The organism is Mycobacterium barrassiae, from assembly GCF_025822765.1.
Lineage (GTDB): Bacteria > Actinomycetota > Actinomycetes > Mycobacteriales > Mycobacteriaceae > Mycobacterium > Mycobacterium barrassiae.
The window spans coordinates 56,629-77,058 of record NZ_JACKUK010000042.1 but is presented as its reverse complement, the minus strand read 5'-3'; the positions used below and the strand labels follow the sequence as shown (position 1 = coordinate 77,058).

Below are 20,430 nucleotides of genomic sequence, written 5' to 3'. Positions count from 1 at the left end.
CGGAAGCCGCCGAACAGGGGCGATGGCCTCATCGCCTAGAGTTGACGTATGCCTGCGAAATCTGATCCCGCCGATATTGGCGACGTCGAACCGCTTGCCGACAGCACCGCGCGCCAGGCCAGGCGCGTCGTCGCCGCGTACGCGAACGACGCGGAGGAGTGCCGGGTGTTCCTTTCGATGCTCGGCATTGGTCCCTCGAAGCTCGAGGCGTAAGTGAGTCCGGGGCGCGGCCGCAAGGTCAGCTCCGGGGATTCCGACTTTGTCGTGGTGGCCAACCGGCTGCCGATCGACATGGAGCGGCTGCCCGACGGCACCACGACATGGAAGCGGAGCCCCGGCGGCCTCGTGACCGCGTTGGAGCCGCTACTGCGTAAGCGACGCGGGGCGTGGATCGGTTGGCCGGGCATTCCCGATGCAGGCGACGAGCCGATCCAGCAGGACGACATGCTGCTGTGCCCGGTCAATTTATCCGCGCAGGACGTCGCCGAGTACTACGAGGGCTTCTCGAACGCAGCGCTGTGGCCGCTGTATCACGATGTGATCGTCAAGCCGATCTATCACCGTGAATGGTGGGACCGATACGTCGAGGTGAACCGGCGCTTCGCGGAGACGACGGCCAAAACCGCGGCCGAGGGGGCCACGGTCTGGGTTCAGGACTACCAGCTGCAGTTGGTTCCGAAGATGCTGCGCCAGCTGCGACCCGATCTCACCATCGGCTTCTTCCTGCACATCCCGTTCCCACCGGTCGAGCTGTTCCTGCAAATGCCATGGCGCACCGAGATCATCGAGGGTCTGCTCGGCGCCGACCTCGTCGGTTTCCACTTGCCCGGCGGCGCACAGAATTTCCTGATCCTGGCGCGACGCCTCGTGGGCGCCAACGCCTCTCGCGCAACTGTCGGTGTGCGATCCCGATTCGGCGAGATCGAGGTCGGTTTCCGCACGGTCAAAGTCGGCGCCTTCCCGATCTCCATCGACTCCACGGCACTCGACCAACAGTCTCGCTCACGAGCGATCCGGCAGCGGGCGCGTGAGATTCGCACCGAACTCGGCAATCCGCGCAAGATCCTGCTCGGGGTCGATCGACTGGACTACACCAAGGGCATCGACGTCCGGCTGAAGGCGTTCTCGGAGCTGCTCGACGAGCATCGTGCGAAACGTGATGACACAGTGTTGGTTCAGCTCGCGACGCCAAGCCGGGAACGCGTCGAGAGCTACATCGCGATGCGTGAGAGCATCGAGCGTCAGGTCGGCCACATCAACGGCGAACACGGCGATATCGGTCATCCGATCGTGCACTACCTGCACCGCCCGATTCCCCGCGAAGAGTTGATCGCATTCTTTGTCGCAGCCGACGTCATGCTGGTGACCCCGCTGCGGGACGGGATGAACCTGGTCGCCAAGGAGTACGTCGCGTGTCGCAGCGACCTCGGCGGCGCGCTGGTACTCAGCGAATTCACCGGTGCCGCAGCCGAACTCCGCCAGGCCTACCTGGCCAACCCCCATCACCTCGAAGGTGTCAAGGACGCCATCGAGGCCGCGTTGAATCAGACGCCGGAGGAGGGCAGGCGGCGCATGAGGGCGCTACGCCGTCAGGTGCTGGTGCACGACGTCGACCTGTGGGCGCGGTCGTTCCTCGAGGCGTTGACCGCAACGCGAGAAGACTCGCCTAGATCGGTTTGATGTAGTTGATCAACCACTTGCCGTCGATGCGCTGATAATCGACGCGGAGTCGCGCACCGTCATATATCGGCTGATCGCGGTTCGACTTCTCCGAGACCGTCCGATTGATGTAGACCATCACCGCGGCCGAATTGCGCTGGGCTTCCAACACTCCGACGCCGACCACGTTGGTTTGGCTGACCAACTCGCGGGCCCGCGCCTGCGGAATGATGTCGGAGTTCGCCCGATCCTCGAATTCCTTGCGGTACGTGGGCGTAAGCATGCTGTACGCCTCGGTGAGATTGCTCTCCACGGTCTTGTAGTCGTAGGTGAAGACGGCCGGAATCTGCTTCTTCGCCAACGGCCCGAGCTCGTCGCGGGCTGCTTGCTCACCGCGCGTCTCCACTCGCTGCCAATAAAGCGCGCCGCCCACCGCGGCCAGGCCGACGAACGCAACGGCCAGCAGGCAGGCGACGCCAGTGAGGATCCGTCGCATCAGTTGCCGCCGTTGGGGTAGTTGAGGTCGTATGCCGTCATCCGACCCTCGTCATCCTCCTGGACGATGATTCTCAGGCGGTAGGGCTGCGACGGCCGGTTGTTGCCGTTCATATCGGCGGCGGTGACTCGCGCCGACACCAACACCGATGCCTTCTTGCTGACCTCGTCGACGTTTTCCAATGCGGCGCCGTTGATCACGGTCTCCGAGCTGCCGCCGGTCTCGCGGAAAATGGCCTTGAGATTCTCCACGTTGTTGTTCTGGCTGAACATGTCGCGCAACGGCCCGCTGGTGCTGTCGTAGAACCGGTCGACGGTCTCATCGATCGTGTCCTGCTTGAAGCTGAACATGTTCACCACGGTCTGTGTCGCGGTGTCGACGAAACGCTGGTTGCGTGCCTGGGCGGCTTCTGCGTGCTGCTTCTGGACGTTCAGTGCCACGACACCAGCGCCGAGGACAGCCGTCGCGATGACCCCGCATACCAAGGCGACGACGGCGACCAGGCGTCGATGCGGCTGCCGGCGCGGCGGGGGCGCAGTCTTGCGGACTTTGGTGATCACGCCCTTCGTGTCCGCCGCCGAAACGGGCACGGCGGTGGTGCCGGTGGCCGTCGCGGCCGTACCGCCGGTCGGACCGGCAGGGCGGGTCGCGCGGCGACGTACAGGTTTCTTCTGAGTGGTCGGAGTGGATGCCATTTACACCTGGTCCGGATACAGCATGAGGTCTACCCAATTCTCTTGCGGCCGCAGATCAGCGGCACCCGGGGCATACACACCGGTACCGCCGGCCGGGTCCACGAAAACTCCCGTGTGCTGATCGTACGTCCCATAGGCAGCGCCACTGGCCTGCGGTGGGTTCGCCGGCGCAGGCGGGGGCGGCGGAGCGGGTGCCGGCGGAGCCGGCGGGGCTTGCGGACCTTCGTAATACGGTCCGGCGAACAGCGGCGGATTGGTCGCCCACCCCGGCGGGAACGCAGGCGGCGGCCACGCATTTGGATACGGCGCAGGCGGTATCCACGCCGTGTAGGGCGGCGGCGGAGGCCCCTGGTTCGGCGGCGGGATGTACGGCCACGGCTGATGGGGCGCAGGCCCAGGACCGGGCTGCACGCCGGGCGGCACCGCACCCGGCGGAACGGGATAGCCCGGGTCCGGATCGGCCTCCGGTGGAATATAGGGGAACTTGTTGGGCGGCAGGACGTTTCGCCCGTCCTCAGGCGTGTCGTCCTCCATCACGTCCACCGGTGTGCCGATCGGCACCGGCGGGCCCCGCCACGGGCTGTTGCCAATCGGGACGTATCCCTTCGGGTCGCGGCACAACTGAATGGTCGGCGCGCGCTTCCCTGGAAACTCCTGACAGGGGTAGTTCCTCGCGCCACGGACCACCATCGGATCGTTCTGCGCGACCTTGCAATACATGTCCGTCGGCAGTTCGCGCAGCGTCGTGTCGCCCGGCGTGCGAATTTCCGACGGCGGCAAGAAGCCCGTGTTGCAGGGCGGCGGATCATTGATCGAGATCTTGAAGTCCTGCTTGCCGCCCTCGTCGGCGGGAAGCTGACCGCCGATCGTCAACAGCGACGCCTGCAGCGCAGGGAAGATGACCAGCGCCTGTTCGATCGACCTGTGATAGATCACGCCGACGCGCCCGAAATTGGCCAGATTCGCCGCGAGTACCGGGAACGACGGACGAATGCCCGCGAACGTCTCGCTGGCTTCGGCGGCTGCACTCGGTGCGTTCGCGAGCAGCGAGCGCAGCTGCGGATCGGCCCCGGCCACCTCGCTGGTGAAGCGCGCGAGACCGTCGGACAGCGACCGGATGTCGTCGCCGCTGCGTATCTGCGCTTCCAAGAGCGGTCCGGACTGGTCGATCAGCGCGGAGGTCTCCGGCCAACTCGCGTTGGCCTGGTCGATCAGGGCCCGTGCCGAATCGAGGAGCCGCGCAAGTTCGGGCCCCGAACCGTTGAACGCCTCGAACGTGTCACGCAGCAGGTCCTGTAGCCGGGTGTTATCGAGGCTGCTCACCAACTGGTCGGCCTCGCGCAGCAACTCTGCGACATCCTGCGGTATCGCCGTCTGGTCCTTCGGGATGCTTGCACCGTTGCGCAACACCTCCGGCGAAGGATCGGAGGGTGGAACGAAATCCACGTACTGTTCACCGATCGCGGACACACTCTTGACGGTGGCGGTCGAGTTCGCCGGGATCTTGACATCACTGTTGATCCGCATGTGTGCGACCACACCGCCGTCAGTCAGCTTCACCGACTCGACTCGGCCGGCCTGCACACCGCGGTAGGTGACATTCGAGTTCTCGTACAACCCACCACCGGCCACGAAATTCGCGGTCACTTCATACGTACCGAGGCCCAGCCGAGCCGGAATCCGCACGTAGAAGAGGGCGATCGCGCCGACGGAGAACACCGTCACGACGACGAAGACCCACAGCTGGATTCGTGCAGTTCGATTGAACATCAGTTCGGCGGCACCTCCTGACCGGATGCGGTGCCGGCCGGGATCGTGAACGGATCCGCAGCCTGCCCAGACAGATTCGCCATCTGCCCGGTGAGAAATTCCGGCGGGTTCACGACTTCGGCGAGGCGCTTCATGTTCGGGTCGAAGAACGACGTCGTGAAGATGGTTTCCCCGAGCCGGCGAATGGTCAGATCGAACACGGAGAAGATGTTGAAGTAATCGCCCCTGGCCACCCGCTTCAGGTTCTTACCGGGGAACGGAAAGGTTGCGAAGCTGTCCAGACTGGTCACCAGATCCGCACGGACATCGTTGACCGGCTTGATCATCTTGTACACATCGATGATGTCCTGGGCGAAGTCGTCTTTCGTTTCGGACAGGATGCGCGACGCTACTGTGCCCAACCGCTGCAGTGCGGCGAACGCGTCGATGATGTCGGCCCGGTTCTCGTTGAGCACCCGCAATGCCCCGGGAAGCGTGTCGAGCGCCCGACCCAGGCTGTCCCTGCTTCGTGCGAGGACACCGGCGAATCGGTTCAGGCCCTCTGCCGTGGCGATGATGTCCTCGGTCTGCCGATTCAACGACGCGGCCAGCTCGGCAAGTCGCGGGATCAAACCGGCGAACTGGCCTTCACGGCCGGCCACCGCGTTGTAGACCTCCTGCGTGATGTCTTGCAGCGCACCGAGATTGCCCTTGTTGACCACCACACCCAACGCCGAAAGCACTTCCTCGGTCGTCGGATAGCGGCTGCCCTGGTCCAGCGGGAGCTTGGCCCCGTCACGCAATTCACCGACCGGTGGTTGGCCGACCGGCGGCGCCAGCGCGATGTGCTGCGAGCCCAACAGCGACGTCTGCGCGACCATCACGGTGGCATTGGCGGGCAACTTGACGTTCTCGTCCAGCGAGAGCTCCACCGCCGCGTAGAACGAGCCGTCCGAGCGCTGTACGGCCTCGATCCCCGACACGCTGCCGACCGTGACGTTGTCGACCATCACGGGCGAGTTCTGCGGCAGCGTCGCCACATCGGGCACTTCCACCGTGATGGAGAACGAACCCTTGCCGTGGCCTGCGGTGCCCGGCATGTTCAGCGAGTTCAAGCCGCCGAACGAACAGCCTGCGAGCAGCATCGCGCCGGAACCGATGACAAGGGTCCGCCGGGTCACTCGTCCAGCGTTGACTCTCAACGACTTTCGGGTCATCCCCCACCTCCCGGGGCAGCGGCCTCGGCCGGAAGCGGACCAGGGGGCGGACCGGGAGCCGGGCCGGGTGGCGGACCGGCAGGCGCGGGTCCCGGCGGCAGTATCACTGGCCCGAGCGTGTACGGCTGCGCCGGCGGCGGCGGTCCGGGAGCCGGGCTCTGGGGCAGCAGCAACGCGCTGGGGTCGCCTTCGTTGCCTGCACGCGGCGGGAACCGGCCGTCGGCGGGAATCCACTCCAGGTACGGGATATAGGTTTTCGCCTTGGCTTCGGTCGCCGGGGTGTCGTAGATGACCTGCCCCTTGTAGGCGGTGATCGTGTTGATCCCGTGCTCCATGAAGGGCGGGTAGTTCATCGCGAGGCGCTTCAGCACCGGCGCCATCCGCTGGCGGCAGATCTCGGCACGCTTATCGTAGTCGGGCGTTCCCGCGCCGTCGAAGTTCCCGCAGATGAACTGCACCGGGTTGGCGAACTCCGGCAGACCGAGAACGCCGTTGGCCGTGCCCTGTGCGGGGTTGTAGATGTTGTAGAAGTTCGCCATCGCGTTCGGCAGTACGTGCAGTATCTGCTCGACGTCGTCGGTCTGGTTGGTCAGAATGCTGGTGAAGTCGGTCAACCGGTCGATGTTGGCGACCAGAACCTCGTTGTTCTCGTCGAGGAATCCACGCACGTCCGACAGCGCCTGGTTGAGACTGCCCAGGGTGTCGTTCAAGCCCACCGAGCTGTCGGCCAGCACCTGAGAGACCGAGGCCAGATGTCCACTGAATTGGACGATCTGCTCGTTGCTCTTCGACAGCGCGTCGACCAGTATCTGCAGGTTCTTCACCGTGTCGAACAGGTCGGTGCTCGAGTCACCGAGCCGCCCCGCCGTCTGTGACAGTTCCCGCAAGGCCTGCCGGAACGAATCACCGTTGCCGTCGAACGTATCGGCGGCCTGATTGACGAACTCGCTCAGCGGCCCCTGAACCTGACCCGACGAGGGTCCGAGTTGCTGGCTGAGCCTGGTCAGCTCGGTCTTGACCTCGTCCCACTCCACGGGCACCGCCGTGCGGTTGAGGTCGATTCTGCCGCCGTCCTGCATCTCGGCGCCCTGTTGGTAAACAGGAGTCAGCTGGATGAACCGCGCGGACACCAGGTTCGGCGCCATGATCACCGCGCGCGCGTCGGCAGGGACTTTGACGCCGTCCTTCAGCCTCATGGTGACCTTGACGGCGTCGGCCTGCGGTTCGATCGATTCGATCGTGCCGATCGGAACGCCGACGACGCGGACTTCGTCACCCGGGTACAGGCCCGAAGCGGAGGTGAAGTATCCGTCCACCCGGTAGGTGGACACCCGTGGCCAGATCACGGACACGCCACCGATCAGCGCCACCACAAGTGCGCCGATGATCCCGAAACGCAGCAGGCGGCTCATGGGTTCTTCGGCCTTATGATGATGCGCTCGGACAGGAAGCCGCGCAGCAGGTCAGAGAGGCTGTCGGGAATCTTGCCCGGCTGGAAGTAGAGGTCCAGCAGTAGGGCCTCCTGCGTGTTGTTCGGTATCGCGTTGGGCAGGTTGACCATGAAGCCCGGGGCCGAGCCGACCGACTCGCCGAGGGCGGTCGCGTACGGCGGCAACCGCTTCAGTGCTTCGCTGATGTGCTCACGTCGTTCAAGCAGGTTGTCCAGCACCAGATTGAGTTTCTTCAGTGCCGGGCCGAACTCGCGGCGGTTGTCGGCCACAAATCCCGAAATCTGCTGTGACACATCGTCGATGCCGGCGATCAGATTGCTCAGCGCGGTGCGCCGTTCGTCGAGCGCGGCGAAGAGCAGGTTGCCGTCGTTGACGAGCTGATTCACCTGAGTGGCCCGGTCGGCGACCACTGCGGTCACCGACTTCGCGCGGGCGAGCAGCTGGCCCAGCGCTTCATCATTGGCGTTGATGCTGCGCGACAACTCCGCGACCCCGTCGAGCGTGCGACGAAGCTCAGGCGTCGCGTCGCGGAAGGAGTCGGTCAGCACGCGCAACGCCTGCGTCAGCTGGTCCTTGTTGAGCGAAGCGGAGTTCTGGCCGAGATCCTGCAGTGCCATGTTCAAGGTGTACGGAACTGTGGTGCGGGCCAACGGAATCGAATCCACCGACCCGCTGCCCTGTGGGACGACGCCAAGCGACCGCTCCCCCAAGACGGTGTCGGTCCGGATCGAGACGAGCGTCTGATCCCCCAACCTGATCTTGCGGTCGACGGTAAATGTCACCTTTGCGGTCTCGCCGGCCAGGCCGACGTCGGTCACCTTGCCCACCGTGATGCCGGAGATGTTGACGTCGTTGCCTGGCGAGATGCCACCGGCATCGGCGAAGAAGGCCTCGTAGGACTTGCCCTGCGGATAGAACGGGAGCGTGTTGTAGCCGAACGCGACCAGCAGAACACACACCACCACGGCGATGCCGAAAATGCCTGCCCGAATCGTCTTATCCATTTTCAGAGCACCTGCCCTTCGACGGATCGGGGACGCCACCGATCGGTAGGAAGATGTCGCTGCCTGCCGGTCCGTTGAATTTCAGTTTCGCTTCGCAGATGTAGTAGTTGAAGTACGACCCGTACGCACCAAGCGAATTGAGCCGTAGGTAGTTCTCGGCCAATGGTTCGAGGACCCGATTGACCTCGGCCTTGCGGGTGTCGAGCTCGGTCGACAGCGGGCGCAGGTTCTCGAGCACACCCTGCAGCGGCCGCCGTGAATTGACCAGCATGTCGGTCAGGTCATTTTCGGCCGACGCCAGCGGCGGAATGGCCCCCGCGATCGGATCCCGGCCTTCCGACAGTCCGGTGACCAGCTTCTGAAGCTCGTCGATGCTGGCGTCGAACTCCACGCTCTTCTCGTCGATGGTGCCCAACACCTGGTTGAGATTCTGGATCACCCCTGAAATCACTTCATAGCGATCACCCAGGGTCTGGCTGAATGTTCCTGTCTCCGAAAGCAGTCGAGACAGCGCACCCCCCTCGCCCTGCAGCAACTCGAGGATCGCATTGCTGATCTGGCCGACCTGCTCACCATTGAGCCCCTTCACCACCGGACGCAGGCCACCGAGCAGCGCGTCGAGATCGAGTGCCGGCTGCGTGTTCTGCTTCGGAATGGTGCTGCCTTTGGGGAGTTTACGAAGTTCGCCAGGACCAGAGGTGATCTCCATGAATCGGTCGCCGACCAGGTTTTCATAGCGGATCATCGCTCGCGTCGACGTGTACACCTGATACTTCTTGTCGAGCGTGAAGGCCACGTCGACAGTGTTGTCGGGATTCAGCTTCACATCCTCGACGGTGCCCACCGGAACGCCGGCGATCCGCACGTCGTTGCCGCCTTCGAGGTGCGAGGCGTCGGTGAACGTGGCGTGATAGCGATTCGTGGCAGAGAAGCGGAACTCGCCGAAGATCACCACCAAACCGGCGGCGACCACCAACATGACCACCACGAAGATGCTCACCTTGATGAGGACTCCCCGGTGGCTCATCAGAAATCATCCCGTTCTGCGAATGCACCGTTGAACAGGAACTGGAACGTCGATGGGGCGTCGACCTGCACCTCGGTGAACGGCTCGTAAGGGATGTACGCGTTGTCGGTGACCAGGAACGGTGACCTGAAGAACGTACCGCCGTACTGCAGGCTGGGGATGTTGGGAAGACCGCGGCAGTTCGGACCACCCGTCGCGTTCACGATCGGCAGGCTCTCGGGGTAGGTGTAGGACGGAACACCCAGCACGAAGCTGGAACTGACCATCGCGCCGGGCTTCATGCCGCCGAGGATGGATGCGCCTCGCTGGTTACCGATGGCAACGCCTTGGATTATGCAGCCGAATTCGGGTGAGTAGTCGCCGAGCACCTTCAAGGGCGCCCGCAACCGCTGGATCGCGGCGATGTAGTCATCTGCCCCCGGCTCCAGCGTCGCGGATCCCTCTTCCGCCAACCCGATTGTCGCGAGCAACGTCGCGTTCAGGTTCTCTTTCTCATCGACGATCGTCTTGCTGATGATGGGCGCATTGTTGATCACGGTGACCAGATCGGGGCCGGCATCGCCGTAGATGTTCGCCACCGTCGCTGTCTGTGAGAGAAGAGTCTCAACCGTCGGCAGCTTCGGGTTCAACTCTGCGAGATATTGATTCAGGCCCGCCATGGTGGAGCCGAAGTCATCACCGTGACCACGCAAACCCTCGGCGAGGGCCGACATGGTCGCGTTCAGGTGTATCGGATTGATCTTGTTGAGCACGTCGATCAGCGTCTGGAACAACGTGTTGGCTTCCAGCTGCACCGACTCGGCCTGGACGACGGCTCCTGGGCGCAGTGACGTACCGGACGGCTGCGGCGGCGCGAGGAACTCCACCGACTTCGCACCGAACACCGTTGTGCTGCCGATACGTACGGGCGCGTTCGACGGGACGTAGCGCATCTGGTCACGGTTGATGGCGAGCGTCAACGTCGCATGATCACCGGAATAGCTGATGTCTTCGACCTTGCCGATCTGGATGCCGCGGTACTTGACCTTGGCTTCCTTGTCCATCACCAGACCGGCTCGTGACGAGTTCACCGTCACGGTTTCGGTCGGTGTGAACGCGGCGCTGTAGGCGAGATAGGTGAACACCGTGAACGCCACGATGATCGCCGCCAGCACCAGGGCGGCGATCCTTATCGCGACAGTCCTCGACACGTTCTCTCCCGCTAGCCCGAAAGGTTGAAGTTGCCGGTGGCGCCGTAGACGCCGAGGGAAATGAACAGGGTGATGATGACGACCACGATCAGCGACGTCCGGACCGCTTTACCGACGGCGATGCCGACGCCGACAGGTCCGCCAGATGCGTTGAAGCCGTAGTACGTATGCACCAGCATCACCGCGACCGCCATCACGATGGCCTGAGCGAACGACCACAGTAGGTCGTTCGGAATCAGGAACGTGTTGAAGTAGTGGTCGTAGAGTCCGGCGGACTGTCCGTTGACGTACACGGTGATGGTGCGCGCAGAAAAGAACGCGGCCAACGTCGCCAACGAGTACAGCGGAATGATCGCGACCAGGCCGGCGACGATGCGGGTGGACACCATGTAGGACACAGAGTGCACGGCCATCGATTCGACGGCGTCGATCTCCTCGGCGATACGCATCGCGCCAAGCTGGGCGGTAGTGCCGGCGCCGATGGTGGCGGCAAGCGCAATGCCCGCGATGATGGGCGCGACGATGCGGACGTTGAGATACGCGGACAGGAACCCGGTCAGCGCTTCGATACCGATGTTGCCCAGCGACTCGTAACCCTGCACCGCGATGACGCCGCCGGAGGCGAGCGTGAGGAAGGCCGCGACGCCGACCGTGCCACCGATGAGGATGAGCGCTCCGGTACCCAGCGTCATCTCCGCGATCAGCCGCAACGTCTCCTTGTGGTAGCGCCGCAACGCGTTTGGGATGTATCGGAGCGACTCGGCGTAGAACAGCGCCTGCTCGCCGAACGAGTCGACGGCGCGCGGCAGCCATTGGAAGGCCCGCCGCATCCGCAGCGTGAGATCGTAATTCCCCAGTTCGCTCATCCGAGGACCCGGACGCCGATCGCCGTCATCAGGACGTTGATCACGAACAGACATATGAACGCATAGATTACGGTCTCGTTGACGGCCTCTCCGACACCTTTGGGTCCGCCCTTGACCGTGAGGCCGCGATAGCAGCCGACGAGGCCGGCCATCACACCGAACAACAGCGCCTTGACCTCTGAGATCACCAACTCGCCCAACCCGGTGAGGATCGTCAGACCGTTGATGAACGCGCCTGGGTTCACGCCCTGCAGCAGTACGGAGAACACATAGCCGCCGATCAGGCCGATCGCGATGACCAGGCCGTTGAGCAGAAGCGCCACCGTGGTCGATGCCAGCACGCGCGGCACGACGAGCCGTTGAATGGGATCGATGCCGAGCACGCGCATCGCATCGATCTCCTCACGGATGGTGCGTGCACCGAGATCGGCGCAGATCGCCGTCGCGCCGGCACCGGCGATGACGAGCACGGTGGAGATCGGACCGAGCTGAGTCACCGTGCCGAACGCGGTACCGGAACCGGACAGGTCCGCGGCACCGATTTCACGCAGCAGGATGTTGAGGGTGAACGCCACCAGCACCGTGAACGGAATCGAGATCAGCAGCGTCGGAATGAGCGAGACCTTCGCGATCATCCATGTCTGTTCGAGGTACTCGCGAAATTGAAAGGGCCGCCGGAAGATCTTGACGAAAGTGTCCATCGACATTTCGAAGAATCCGCCCACGGCCCGGGTCGGCGCCGCGAGCTGTTCGATCAACCTCGGGCTCCGTTCTCGGGGCGGGGGCCTCCGGCATGCGCGCGTTTGGCGAAGGCGTCGTTTATCGCCGCGGCGGCAGGCTTTCAGCCCTGGTTTAAGCACTGCTCTTAGTGAGCCGGATCATATTAACTAGAACAAGTTCGCAGTGTCAAAGAACGACAAAACTAGTCAAAATTGTCATATTCGTGCTGGTCAGACGGGGTGTGACCCAGGTCATGTTAGAACGTGTTCTAGTGCTGTTCTCACCCGTGCCCGAGACTGTGAATCCTACGAACTCATGAGTCCCGTCGCAGCGAAATTCGCGTCGGATTCTCGGCTGGCAAAGTAGTTCCGCAAAAGATCAGACAGGTCCCCCGGATCCCACGCATCGCCTGACGCATTGAACTGAGCCGCCACGGTCGGCGCCGCCACCAGAGTCACCGTCGGCCCGTAAACGATGAAGAGCTGTCCGTTGACGTCGTGCGCGGCGGGCGAGGCCAGGAACCTCACCAACGTCACGACATGCTCGGGCGACAGGCTGTCGATCTCACCCTCGGCCAGCTCGGGCGCTTCGCCGAACACGTCGGCGGTCATCGCGGTGCGGGCTCGCGGCGCGATCGCGTTGGCGCGGACGCCGTACCGCTCGAGCGCGCGCGCCATCGTCAGCGTGAGTGCGGTGATACCGGCTTTGGCTGCCCCGTAATTGGCCTGACCGACCGGCCCCACCAGGCCCGCCTCCGACGACGTGTTGATGACGCGGCCATAGACCTGGCCGTCACCCTCCTTGGCCTTGGCGCGCCAGTACGTCGCCGCATTGCGGGTCAGCAGGAAGTGCCCACGCAGATGAACGGCGATCACCGCGTCCCAGTCCTCGTCGGACATGTTGAACAACATGCGGTCGCGGGTGATGCCTGCGTTGTTCACGACGATGCTCAATCCGCCGAGACCGTCGGCGGTGGTCACCAGCTCATCAGCCGTCGACCGCTCGCTGATGTCACCGGCGACCGCGACCGCCTTCGATCCCGCAGCGACGATCTCGTCGATCACGTCGGAGCGGTCCAGGGCAGCTCCGATGTCGTTGACCACCACCGTGGCGCCCGCCCGCGCAAGACCGATGGCCTCGGCGCGGCCCAGCCCCGCGGCCGCCCCGGTCACCACGGCGACCCGGCCGGAAAGATCAGTCGCATCTGCGGTCATTTATGAATACCTCTAGTCTCTTCGGATCAATGCTGCTCGCGGACACTCGGCGATGGCTTGCTCCGCCAAGTCCTCCTGGTCGGCCGGTACGGGGTCCGCCTTCACGACGGCGTAATCGTCGTCATCGAGATCGAACAGGTCGGGGGCAATTCCCACGCAGACGGCATTGCCCTCGCACCGGTCCCGGTCCACTTCCACTCTCATCACGCACTCCTCGCGCTCAGGGCTGCTTTGGGCAGCCAGTGTGGCACCGGCCTGGACCCCAAGACTAGAACGTGTTACAACCGGGGGTGAAGTCGGGCTGGACTTCGGTTCTAGCCCGGGTGCACTTGCACCGGTGCCTCATAGAGAAGTTAGGACACGGCGATGCGGATCGGCTACACCCCAGAGCAGGAGGAGTTGCGCCGCGAGCTGCGGGCGTACTTCACCAAGCTGATGACCCCTGAGCGCGCCGAGGCGTTGGCCGCCAGCGACGGCGAGATGGGGCGGGGAAACGTCTACCGCGAAACCGTCGCCCAGATGGGTAAGGACGGCTGGCTGACGCTCTCGTGGCCCAAGGAGTACGGCGGTCAGGAGCGCAGTCCGATGGACGGCCTGATCTTCAACGACGAGGCCGCCATCGCGAACGTCCCCGTCCCGTTCCTGACCATCAACAGCGTCGCGCCGACGATCATGCACTTCGGCAGCGACGAACAGAAGAAGTTCTTCCTGCCCAAGATCGCCGCGGGCGAACTGCACTACTCGATCGGCTACTCCGAACCCGGCGCAGGCACCGACCTCGCCGCGCTGCGGACCACCGCGGTGCGCGACGGCGACGAATACGTGATCAACGGCCAGAAGATGTGGACCAGCCTGATCGCCTACGCCGACTACGTATGGCTGGCGGTGCGCACCAATCCGGAGGCCAAGAAGCACCGCGGCATCTCCATGCTCATCGTGCCGACCACTGCAGAAGGCTTCTCGTGGACACCGGTGCACACCATGGCCGGTGTCGACACCAGCGCCACCTATTACCAGGACGTGCGGGTACCCGCGACCAGCCTCGTCGGTGAGGAGAACGGCGGCTGGAAGCTCGTCACCAATCAGCTCAACCATGAACGCGTCGCGCTGGTGTCCGCGCAGCCGATCTTCGTGGCGCTCAATGGTGTTCGGGAGTGGGCGCAGAACACCAAGGACGTGCACGGCAACCGGCTGATCGACTCGGAGTGGGTCCAGCTCAACCTGGCCCGCGTGCACGCCAAGGCCGAGGTACTCAAGCTCATCAACTGGGAGCTGGCATCTGCGGACGACGCCGCGCCGTCGCCTGCCGACGCGTCGGCGGCGAAGGTGTACGGCACAGAGCTGGCGACCGAGGCCTACCGACTGCTGATGGAGGTGCTCGGCACCGCCGCCACGCTGCGCACGAACACGCAAGGTGCGCTCCTACGGGGACGTATCGAACGCATGCACCGCTCGTGCCTCATCCTCACCTTTGGTGGTGGCACGAACGAGATCCAGCGCGACATCATCGGCATGGTCGCGCTCGGCCTGCCAAGGGTTAACCGGTAAGGACTGATCGACAATGGATTTCAAGACGACGGAAGCGGCCGAGGACCTCGGCGGGTTGGCCCGCACCATCACCGAATCGGTGAGCACCCCCGAGCGTCAGCGCGAGCTCGACGGTCTGGAAGAGCGGTTCGACGACACCTTGTGGCGCAAGCTGGTCGAGGCCGACATTCTGTCCACCGCCGCGCCGGAATCCCTCGGCGGAGGCGGATTCGGCGTGCTGGAGCAGGTTGCGGTCCTGGTGGCGCTCGGCAGGCAGATGGCCGCGGTGCCGTATCTGGAGTCGGCCGTGCTCGCCGCCGGCGCGCTGGCCAAATTCGGGTCGCAGGCGCTGCAGCAGGGGTGGGCGGTGCCCGCGATCAACGGTTCGAAGATCCTCACGGTCGCGCTGGACGGCGAGATGGGCGAGGGCCCGGTGCAGGCCAATGCGAACGGCGACGGGTTCCGGCTGACCGGCACGCGCACTCAGGTCAGCTACGGCCCGATCGCCGATGCCTTCCTGGTCCCCGCCGAAACCGATTCGGGCACCAAGGTATTCGTGGTGGCCGCGGCGGATTCCGGCGTGACCGTGGAATCGCTGAACACGACGGGGCACGGCAGCGTCGGACATCTCGGACTGCAGGGCGTCGAATTGGGCGCTGACCGCGTAGTCGGCGGCGCCGAGGTGGTGGATTGGTTGACCACCCACGGTTCGTTGGGACGCAGCGCATTTCAGCTCGGGGTGCTGGAACGGGCGCTCGAGCTGACCGCCGAATACGCCCGTGAGCGTGAGCAGTTCGACCGGCCGATCGGCAGCTTCCAGGCGGTGTCGTCCCGGCTCGCCGACGGTTATATCGACGTCAAGGCGCTGCGGTTGACGGTCACGCAGGCGGCATGGCGGCTGTCCGAGGATCTACCGGCCGATATCGACGTCAACACCGCGGCGTTCTGGGCGGCCGAGGCCGGGCATCGGGTGGCCCACACGACGGTGCATGTGCACGGCGGCGTCGGGATCGACACCGATCACCCGGTGCACCGGTACTTCCTGGCGGCCAAGCAGACCGAGTTCGCGGTCGGCGGCGCGACCGGGCAGTTGCTGCGTATCGGTCGTGAGCTGGCCGAAACCCCAGCTTGAATCCCGCGACCGGAACCGAGCTGCCCACCGTCACCTCGCTGATCACCCCGCTGGTCGACGTCGACGACCGTGGGGTCTACTTCGAGGACGCCTTCATTCCGTGGCGTGAGCACATCCGGCACGGTGCCGCGGTGGCGGCCGCGCTGCGGGCCCGCATGGACCCGGACCGACCGCCGCATGTCGGTGTGCTGCTCCAGAACACGCCGTTCTTCTCGTCGGTCCTGGTGGCGGCGGGGTTGACGGGCATCGTGCCGGTCGGGCTCAATCCCGTCCGCCGCGGAGCCGCACTGCAGCGCGACATCAACCACGCGGACTGTCAAGTGGTGCTGGCGGATTCGGCCTCGGCGGCCGTCGTCGGCGATATCGACCACATCGACGTCGACTCCCCCGAATGGGCGGCCGAGGTTGCGGCGTACGGCGACGAACCCGTCGTCGCGTACGACGCCGACCCACGCGATCTGTTCATGTTGATCTATACGTCGGGCACCAGCGGTGATCCCAAGGCGGTCAAGTGCAGCCAGGGCAAGGTGGCCATCGCGGGGGCGATGATGACGGAGCGTTTCAGCCTCGGGCCCAGCGACATCTGCTATGTGTCCATGCCGCTGTTCCATTCCAACGCGGTGCTGGTGGGCTGGTCAGTCGCGTTCGCGTCGCGCAGCTCACTTGCATTGCGGCGCAAGTTCTCCGCTTCGCAGTTCCTGCCGGACGTACGCAAGTTCGGTGCGACCTACGCCAACTACGTCGGCAAGCCGTTGTCGTACGTGCTCGCCACCCCCGAGCAACCCGACGATGCCGACAACCCACTGCGCGCGGTCTACGGCAACGAGGGCGCGCCGGCCGACGTCGAGCGATTTGCCAAGCGGTTCAACACGCTGGTGATGGACGGCTTCGGCTCGACCGAAGGCGGGATTGCGATCGGTCGCACTCCGGACACCCCGCCGGGAGCGCTCGGCCCGCTGCCGCCCGGTACCGAGATCGTCGACGTCGACACCGGTGAGCCCTGCCCGCCCGGCGTCACCGGCGAGCTGGTGAACACGTCTGACGCAGGGCGTTTCGAGGGTTACTACAACGATCCCGAAGCCGACGCCGAACGCATGCGGGGCGGGGTCTACCACAGTGGCGACCTGGCCTACCGCGACGAGAACGGCTACGCATACTTCGCCGGCCGGCTCGGCGACTGGATGCGCGTCGACGGCGAGAACCTCGGCTCCGCGCCGATCGAGCGGGTGCTGCTGCGCCATCCCGACGTGGTCGAGGTGGCGGTGTACGGAATACCCGCGCCTGACGTAGGCGACCAGGTGATGGCGGCCGTCGTGCTCACCGATGGGGCGTCGTTCGACCCCGAGCAGTTTGGCGCCTTCCTCGCCGAACAAGCCGACCTGGGTCCCAAGCAGTGGCCGTCGTTCGTGCGGGTCGGTACCTCATTGCCACGCACCGAGACCTTCAAGGTGATCAAGCGTCAGCTGCAGGCCGAAGGGACCGACTGCGCCGATCCGGTCTACCCGATCCAGCGCTGACACCCACGTACACAATCGATTTCGAGGAGAACCATGCTGGTCGCAGTCACCGGGGGTACCGGCTACCTCGGCGCACATTCGGTACGCGCCCTGCTCGCTCGCGGCGAGAGGGTGCGCCTGCTGGTGGCGCCCGATGCGGTGGATGCACCGGTGTTGCAGAAGTTCGCCGAGATCGGCGACATCGACACAATGGTGGGCGACATCCGCGACACCGCCACCGTCGACGCCCTGCTCGACGGATGCGACGCACTGCTGCACGCCGCCGGGGTGGTGGGCACCGACAAGCGCCGCGCGGAGCTGATGTGGCAGATCAACGCGCACGCAACCGAATCGATCCTGACTCGTGCGGTGGCAGCCGGACTCGATCCGGTGGTGTCGGTCAGCAGTTACAGCGCGTTGTTTCCGCCGCCGAACGGCCTGATCGGGCCCGACACCCCCACCGCCGCGGGGCGAAGTCCCTATGCCAAGACGAAGGGCCACGCCGATCGGGTGGCACGGCGCCTGCAGAGCGAGGGTGCGCCCGTCGTCGTCACCTATCCCTCCAGCGTCGTGGGACCTGCCTTCCACACCGAGCCGGGTGTCACCGAGCGCGGCTGGGCACCCATCGTGCGCTGGCGTGTGGCACCGCGGATGCGCGGCGGTATGCAGATGATCGATGTGCGCGACGTCGCCGATGTCCACGCAGCCATCTTCACGCCGGGCAAGGGACCCCGACGCTACGTGTGCGGCGGCGTCCTGGTCGAATTCGACGACATGATCACCGCTCTCGAGCGCGGCGCGGGCCGGACGATCACCCGAATCCCGCTGAACCAGCGTGTTTTCCGTGGCGTGAGCAGGATCGGCGACGCGATGTCGTCTGTCATCGCGATGGGTGACGGCTTGAGCTACGAGGCGGCGCTACTGCTGACCGCGGCGACACCGACCGACGATTCGGCCATGCTCCGGGATCTGGGTATCACGTGGCGTTCACCGACGGATGCCATCGTGGCATCGTTCCGCGGGGTGTAACGCGTCCCCGGAACCGCACCCCCGTCGGACTCCCACCGCTCCAATGCGAGCTGGATCATGCCGTCACCTCCGCGTTGTGTAAACCGTAGGGAACGGCTGCCAACATTGTGACGGAAAGCTCAGCCCCACTTGGCAGTTTGAAGGTGCGCTGCTCGCCAGGCCGTGCGCCGAGGATGGCCTCACCGAGTGGCGACTGGACGGAGTAGACCTCGATATCGCCCTGTTCAGCACCGCGGACACCGAGGAGGAATGATTCGGTGTCCCCGGTGTCGTCGTAGCGAACGGTCACGACCATACCCGGTTCGGCGATCCCGTCGTTGGGCGGGTCCTCGCCGACAACGGCGTACACGAGTAGGTCATGAATCTGTTGGATACGCGCTTGTCGGGCACGCTGGATCGCGGTGGCGTTCTCGCCGGTGTCCCCATCTGCAGCGGCGGTCGCGCACAATCGACGCAGAGTCGCCAACTCCTGCTGCAGATTCTCGTAGGCCTCCGAGGAAATCCAAACACGTTGTGCAGTGGTCATATTCGTTCCTTTCGAATAGGGTTGTCGTCAGGGGCGGGCTGCGGCTCTGCGCCGCCCCTGACGACTCGCGTTGCCCGTGACGGGCGAGATCCTTGGTCAGGTGACAGCGCGTCGCAGCGGATCGAATGGCTGCAGCGCCTCGGGTTGCTTGCCGGTCGTGATCTGTTCGGTGAGCAGTCGGCCGGTGATGGGCCCGTGCGCAAGACCCCACATGCCGTGCCCGCCTGCGACGTACACGTTGCGCGACATCTCACCGATCAATGGCAGGCCGTCGGGAGTGATCGGACGCGGACCGACCCAGATGTCGCTGCGCTCGGCCCACCGCACCGCTTCCAGCAGCGGACTCGCAGAGGCAACGATCGCACCCACACGTTCGGCCATCACCGGTTCATGGGGATGGCGGAACTCCATCGTGCCCGCGACCCTCAGTGCACCGTGGTGGGGAGTACACGCCACCCGTACATCTGGCAGATAGATGGGCCCGGGTATGGGCCGGTCCACGGGCACGGTGAACGAGTAGCCGCGGCCCGCCGCCACCGGTACCCGCAGTCGAGAGCCCGCCAAACGAGACAACCAGGCGCCCGTGGCGATCACCGCTGCGTCGGCGACCAGCGGCTCACCGCTGTGCAGCACCACCCTTGCCCCGTTACCGGAACTGAAGACACCGCGCACCTCTTGCGTGACGATGGCGGCCCCACGTTGTCGGACCGCGCTTCCGAGAGCTGTGACGAACCGTCCGGGGTCGACGTAGCGCTGACCGTTGATGTTGATCGCCGCGGTGATCTGCGGCGACGCCAGCGGGACCTGCTCGCGCAGCGCCTCACCGGACAGTCCCGTGACGAACAAGGACTGACCGGCGCCTTGGATCGCCCGAAGTTCGGCCATCATCTTTTCTGCGTCGCGCGTCGAACGGAACAGCGCGGTGATCGGAGCATCGGTCACCGGTGCGTCGACCCCGTTCGCGATCAGCACGTCGAACGCTTCGATGCATTCCTCGTTGAGCGGCACGTTGGCTCGCACCGCCCTCTGCCAAGTCGACGAGCGGCAATTGGCGGCGAACTGCAGCAGGAACAGCCACCGCGAACTGTCTGCGGCCAACGGGATGTGCAGCGGGGCGTTCCGGTCCAGCAGCGAGCGCAGACCGTACCGGAGCAGCTTCGGAGAGTTCAGTGGCAACGTCAGTGCGGGTGCGATCCAGCCGGCGTTGCCCCAGGAAGCTCCTGCGGCCACGCCGGTGCGGTCGACGACGGTGACGTCGACTCCCCTCTCCTGCAGGAACCATGCCGTCGACAATCCGACGATGCCCGCGCCGACCACGACCGCCGACCGCGGACCGCCGTCGAAACGCTCCCCGCCGACCATTGCCTACCTCCACCTGGTGATCACACGCACGATTGACTCAACAACTCCACGGTGGCCCAGCCGGTGGCCT

Annotated in this window: 20 protein-coding genes; 6 read left to right on the top strand and 14 right to left on the bottom strand. The window is 64.9% G+C overall.

What is annotated here, in order from left to right; translation table 11 throughout:
• Positions 1-48: 48 nt before the first annotated feature.
• A complete protein-coding gene (locus H7J93_RS26610; protein WP_110810588.1) occupies positions 49-213 on the top strand; it encodes a hypothetical protein in 165 nt (54 codons plus the stop codon).
• Positions 214-1,680 carry an alpha,alpha-trehalose-phosphate synthase (UDP-forming) gene (locus H7J93_RS26605; protein WP_267309277.1) on the top strand — a complete coding sequence of 489 codons (1,467 nt, stop codon included), beginning with the start codon at positions 214-216 and terminating at the stop codon, positions 1,678-1,680. It begins immediately after the preceding gene.
• Here H7J93_RS26605 and H7J93_RS26600 read toward each other — a convergent pair.
• The 12 genes from H7J93_RS26600 to H7J93_RS26545 form a co-directional block, all read right to left on the bottom strand.
• Complete coding sequence (locus H7J93_RS26600; protein ID WP_267309276.1) at positions 1,667-2,155, bottom strand: mammalian cell entry protein; 489 nt, start codon at positions 2,153-2,155, stop codon at positions 1,667-1,669. The genes H7J93_RS26605 and H7J93_RS26600 overlap by 14 nt on opposite strands.
• On the bottom strand, positions 2,155-2,850 hold the full coding sequence (locus H7J93_RS26595) for an Rv1363c family protein (protein WP_267309275.1): 696 nt from the start codon (positions 2,848-2,850) through the stop codon (positions 2,155-2,157). Before H7J93_RS26595 ends, H7J93_RS26600 begins: the two co-directional genes overlap by 1 nt.
• Positions 2,851-4,620, bottom strand: coding sequence for an MCE family protein (locus tag H7J93_RS26590; RefSeq protein WP_267309274.1), 1,770 nt, complete (start codon positions 4,618-4,620; stop codon positions 2,851-2,853).
• Positions 4,620-5,816, bottom strand: a complete 1,197-nt coding sequence (locus H7J93_RS26585; RefSeq protein ID WP_267309273.1) for an MCE family protein — start codon at positions 5,814-5,816, stop codon at positions 4,620-4,622. Before H7J93_RS26585 ends, H7J93_RS26590 begins: the two co-directional genes overlap by 1 nt.
• Positions 5,813-7,228 (bottom strand): MCE family protein, encoded by a 1,416-nt coding sequence (locus tag H7J93_RS26580; protein WP_267309272.1) that lies wholly within the window; start codon positions 7,226-7,228, stop codon positions 5,813-5,815. Before H7J93_RS26580 ends, H7J93_RS26585 begins: the two co-directional genes overlap by 4 nt.
• Positions 7,225-8,271, bottom strand: a complete 1,047-nt coding sequence (locus H7J93_RS26575) for an MCE family protein (protein WP_267309271.1) — start codon at positions 8,269-8,271, stop codon at positions 7,225-7,227. The genes H7J93_RS26580 and H7J93_RS26575 overlap by 4 nt, the downstream gene beginning before the upstream one ends.
• On the bottom strand, positions 8,264-9,298 hold the full coding sequence (locus H7J93_RS26570; protein ID WP_267309270.1) for an MCE family protein: 1,035 nt from the start codon (positions 9,296-9,298) through the stop codon (positions 8,264-8,266). The genes H7J93_RS26575 and H7J93_RS26570 overlap by 8 nt, the downstream gene beginning before the upstream one ends.
• Positions 9,298-10,488 (bottom strand): MCE family protein, encoded by a 1,191-nt coding sequence (locus H7J93_RS26565; protein ID WP_267309269.1) that lies wholly within the window; start codon positions 10,486-10,488, stop codon positions 9,298-9,300. The genes H7J93_RS26570 and H7J93_RS26565 overlap by 1 nt, the downstream gene beginning before the upstream one ends.
• A gap of 11 nt (positions 10,489-10,499) precedes the next feature.
• On the bottom strand, positions 10,500-11,354 hold the full coding sequence (locus H7J93_RS26560) for an MlaE family ABC transporter permease (RefSeq protein WP_267309268.1): 855 nt from the start codon (positions 11,352-11,354) through the stop codon (positions 10,500-10,502).
• A complete protein-coding gene (locus H7J93_RS26555; protein ID WP_267309267.1) occupies positions 11,351-12,112 on the bottom strand; it encodes an MlaE family ABC transporter permease in 762 nt (253 codons plus the stop codon). Before H7J93_RS26555 ends, H7J93_RS26560 begins: the two co-directional genes overlap by 4 nt.
• A 267-nt stretch (positions 12,113-12,379) precedes the next feature.
• A complete protein-coding gene (locus tag H7J93_RS26550; RefSeq protein WP_267309266.1) occupies positions 12,380-13,288 on the bottom strand; it encodes a 3-oxoacyl-ACP reductase in 909 nt (302 codons plus the stop codon).
• Between the two features lie 12 nt (positions 13,289-13,300).
• The gene (locus H7J93_RS26545) at positions 13,301-13,492 is read right to left on the bottom strand and encodes a ferredoxin (protein WP_083156720.1); all 192 of its coding nucleotides are present in this window, start codon (positions 13,490-13,492) and stop codon (positions 13,301-13,303) included.
• A 162-nt stretch (positions 13,493-13,654) separates the two neighbouring features.
• On the opposite strand from H7J93_RS26545, the gene H7J93_RS26540 reads away from it, so the two are divergent.
• From H7J93_RS26540 to H7J93_RS26525, 4 genes are read left to right on the top strand one after another with little or no spacing between them, the layout of a single operon-like run.
• The gene (locus H7J93_RS26540) at positions 13,655-14,836 is read left to right on the top strand and encodes an acyl-CoA dehydrogenase family protein (RefSeq protein WP_267309265.1); all 1,182 of its coding nucleotides are present in this window, start codon (positions 13,655-13,657) and stop codon (positions 14,834-14,836) included.
• 13 nt (positions 14,837-14,849) lie between these two features.
• Positions 14,850-15,947 carry an acyl-CoA dehydrogenase family protein gene (locus H7J93_RS26535; protein ID WP_267309264.1) on the top strand — a complete coding sequence of 366 codons (1,098 nt, stop codon included), beginning with the start codon at positions 14,850-14,852 and terminating at the stop codon, positions 15,945-15,947.
• Positions 15,944-17,464 (top strand): long-chain-fatty-acid--CoA ligase FadD17, encoded by a 1,521-nt coding sequence (gene fadD17 / locus H7J93_RS26530; RefSeq protein WP_267309263.1) that lies wholly within the window; start codon positions 15,944-15,946, stop codon positions 17,462-17,464. The genes H7J93_RS26535 and fadD17 overlap by 4 nt, the downstream gene beginning before the upstream one ends.
• Positions 17,465-17,497: 33 nt before the next feature.
• The gene (locus H7J93_RS26525) at positions 17,498-18,472 is read left to right on the top strand and encodes an NAD-dependent epimerase/dehydratase family protein (RefSeq protein WP_267309262.1); all 975 of its coding nucleotides are present in this window, start codon (positions 17,498-17,500) and stop codon (positions 18,470-18,472) included.
• A 55-nt stretch (positions 18,473-18,527) separates the two neighbouring features.
• Here H7J93_RS26525 and H7J93_RS26520 read toward each other — a convergent pair whose 3' ends face one another.
• Entirely contained in the window at positions 18,528-18,998 is a 471-nt protein-coding gene (locus H7J93_RS26520) for a GreA/GreB family elongation factor (RefSeq protein ID WP_267309261.1), read from the bottom strand.
• A gap of 96 nt (positions 18,999-19,094) precedes the next feature.
• A complete protein-coding gene (locus tag H7J93_RS26515; RefSeq protein WP_267309260.1) occupies positions 19,095-20,360 on the bottom strand; it encodes an NAD(P)/FAD-dependent oxidoreductase in 1,266 nt (421 codons plus the stop codon).
• Between the last annotated feature and the right edge of the window lie 70 nt (positions 20,361-20,430).

Excerpts from the sequence above, each read along its gene's own strand:
- H7J93_RS26610 (WP_110810588.1), top strand. The coding sequence starts at position 49 with ATGCCTGCGAAATCTGATCCCGCCGATATTGGCGACGTCGAACCGCTT.
- H7J93_RS26600 (WP_267309276.1), bottom strand. The coding sequence starts at position 2,155 with ATGCGACGGATCCTCACTGGCGTCGCCTGCCTGCTGGCCGTTGCGTTC.
- H7J93_RS26595 (WP_267309275.1), bottom strand. The coding sequence starts at position 2,850 with ATGGCATCCACTCCGACCACTCAGAAGAAACCTGTACGTCGCCGCGCG.
- H7J93_RS26590 (WP_267309274.1), bottom strand. The coding sequence starts at position 4,620 with ATGTTCAATCGAACTGCACGAATCCAGCTGTGGGTCTTCGTCGTCGTG.
- H7J93_RS26585 (WP_267309273.1), bottom strand. The coding sequence starts at position 5,816 with ATGACCCGAAAGTCGTTGAGAGTCAACGCTGGACGAGTGACCCGGCGG.
- H7J93_RS26580 (WP_267309272.1), bottom strand. The coding sequence starts at position 7,228 with ATGAGCCGCCTGCTGCGTTTCGGGATCATCGGCGCACTTGTGGTGGCG.
- H7J93_RS26575 (WP_267309271.1), bottom strand. The coding sequence starts at position 8,271 with ATGGATAAGACGATTCGGGCAGGCATTTTCGGCATCGCCGTGGTGGTG.
- H7J93_RS26570 (WP_267309270.1), bottom strand. The coding sequence starts at position 9,298 with ATGAGCCACCGGGGAGTCCTCATCAAGGTGAGCATCTTCGTGGTGGTC.
- H7J93_RS26560 (WP_267309268.1), bottom strand. The coding sequence starts at position 11,354 with ATGAGCGAACTGGGGAATTACGATCTCACGCTGCGGATGCGGCGGGCC.
- H7J93_RS26550 (WP_267309266.1), bottom strand. The coding sequence starts at position 13,288 with ATGACCGCAGATGCGACTGATCTTTCCGGCCGGGTCGCCGTGGTGACC.
- H7J93_RS26545 (WP_083156720.1), bottom strand. The coding sequence starts at position 13,492 with ATGAGAGTGGAAGTGGACCGGGACCGGTGCGAGGGCAATGCCGTCTGC.
- H7J93_RS26540 (WP_267309265.1), top strand. The coding sequence starts at position 13,655 with ATGCGGATCGGCTACACCCCAGAGCAGGAGGAGTTGCGCCGCGAGCTG.
- H7J93_RS26535 (WP_267309264.1), top strand. The coding sequence starts at position 14,850 with ATGGATTTCAAGACGACGGAAGCGGCCGAGGACCTCGGCGGGTTGGCC.
- H7J93_RS26525 (WP_267309262.1), top strand. The coding sequence starts at position 17,498 with ATGCTGGTCGCAGTCACCGGGGGTACCGGCTACCTCGGCGCACATTCG.
- H7J93_RS26520 (WP_267309261.1), bottom strand. The coding sequence starts at position 18,998 with ATGACCACTGCACAACGTGTTTGGATTTCCTCGGAGGCCTACGAGAAT.
- H7J93_RS26515 (WP_267309260.1), bottom strand. The coding sequence starts at position 20,360 with ATGGTCGGCGGGGAGCGTTTCGACGGCGGTCCGCGGTCGGCGGTCGTG.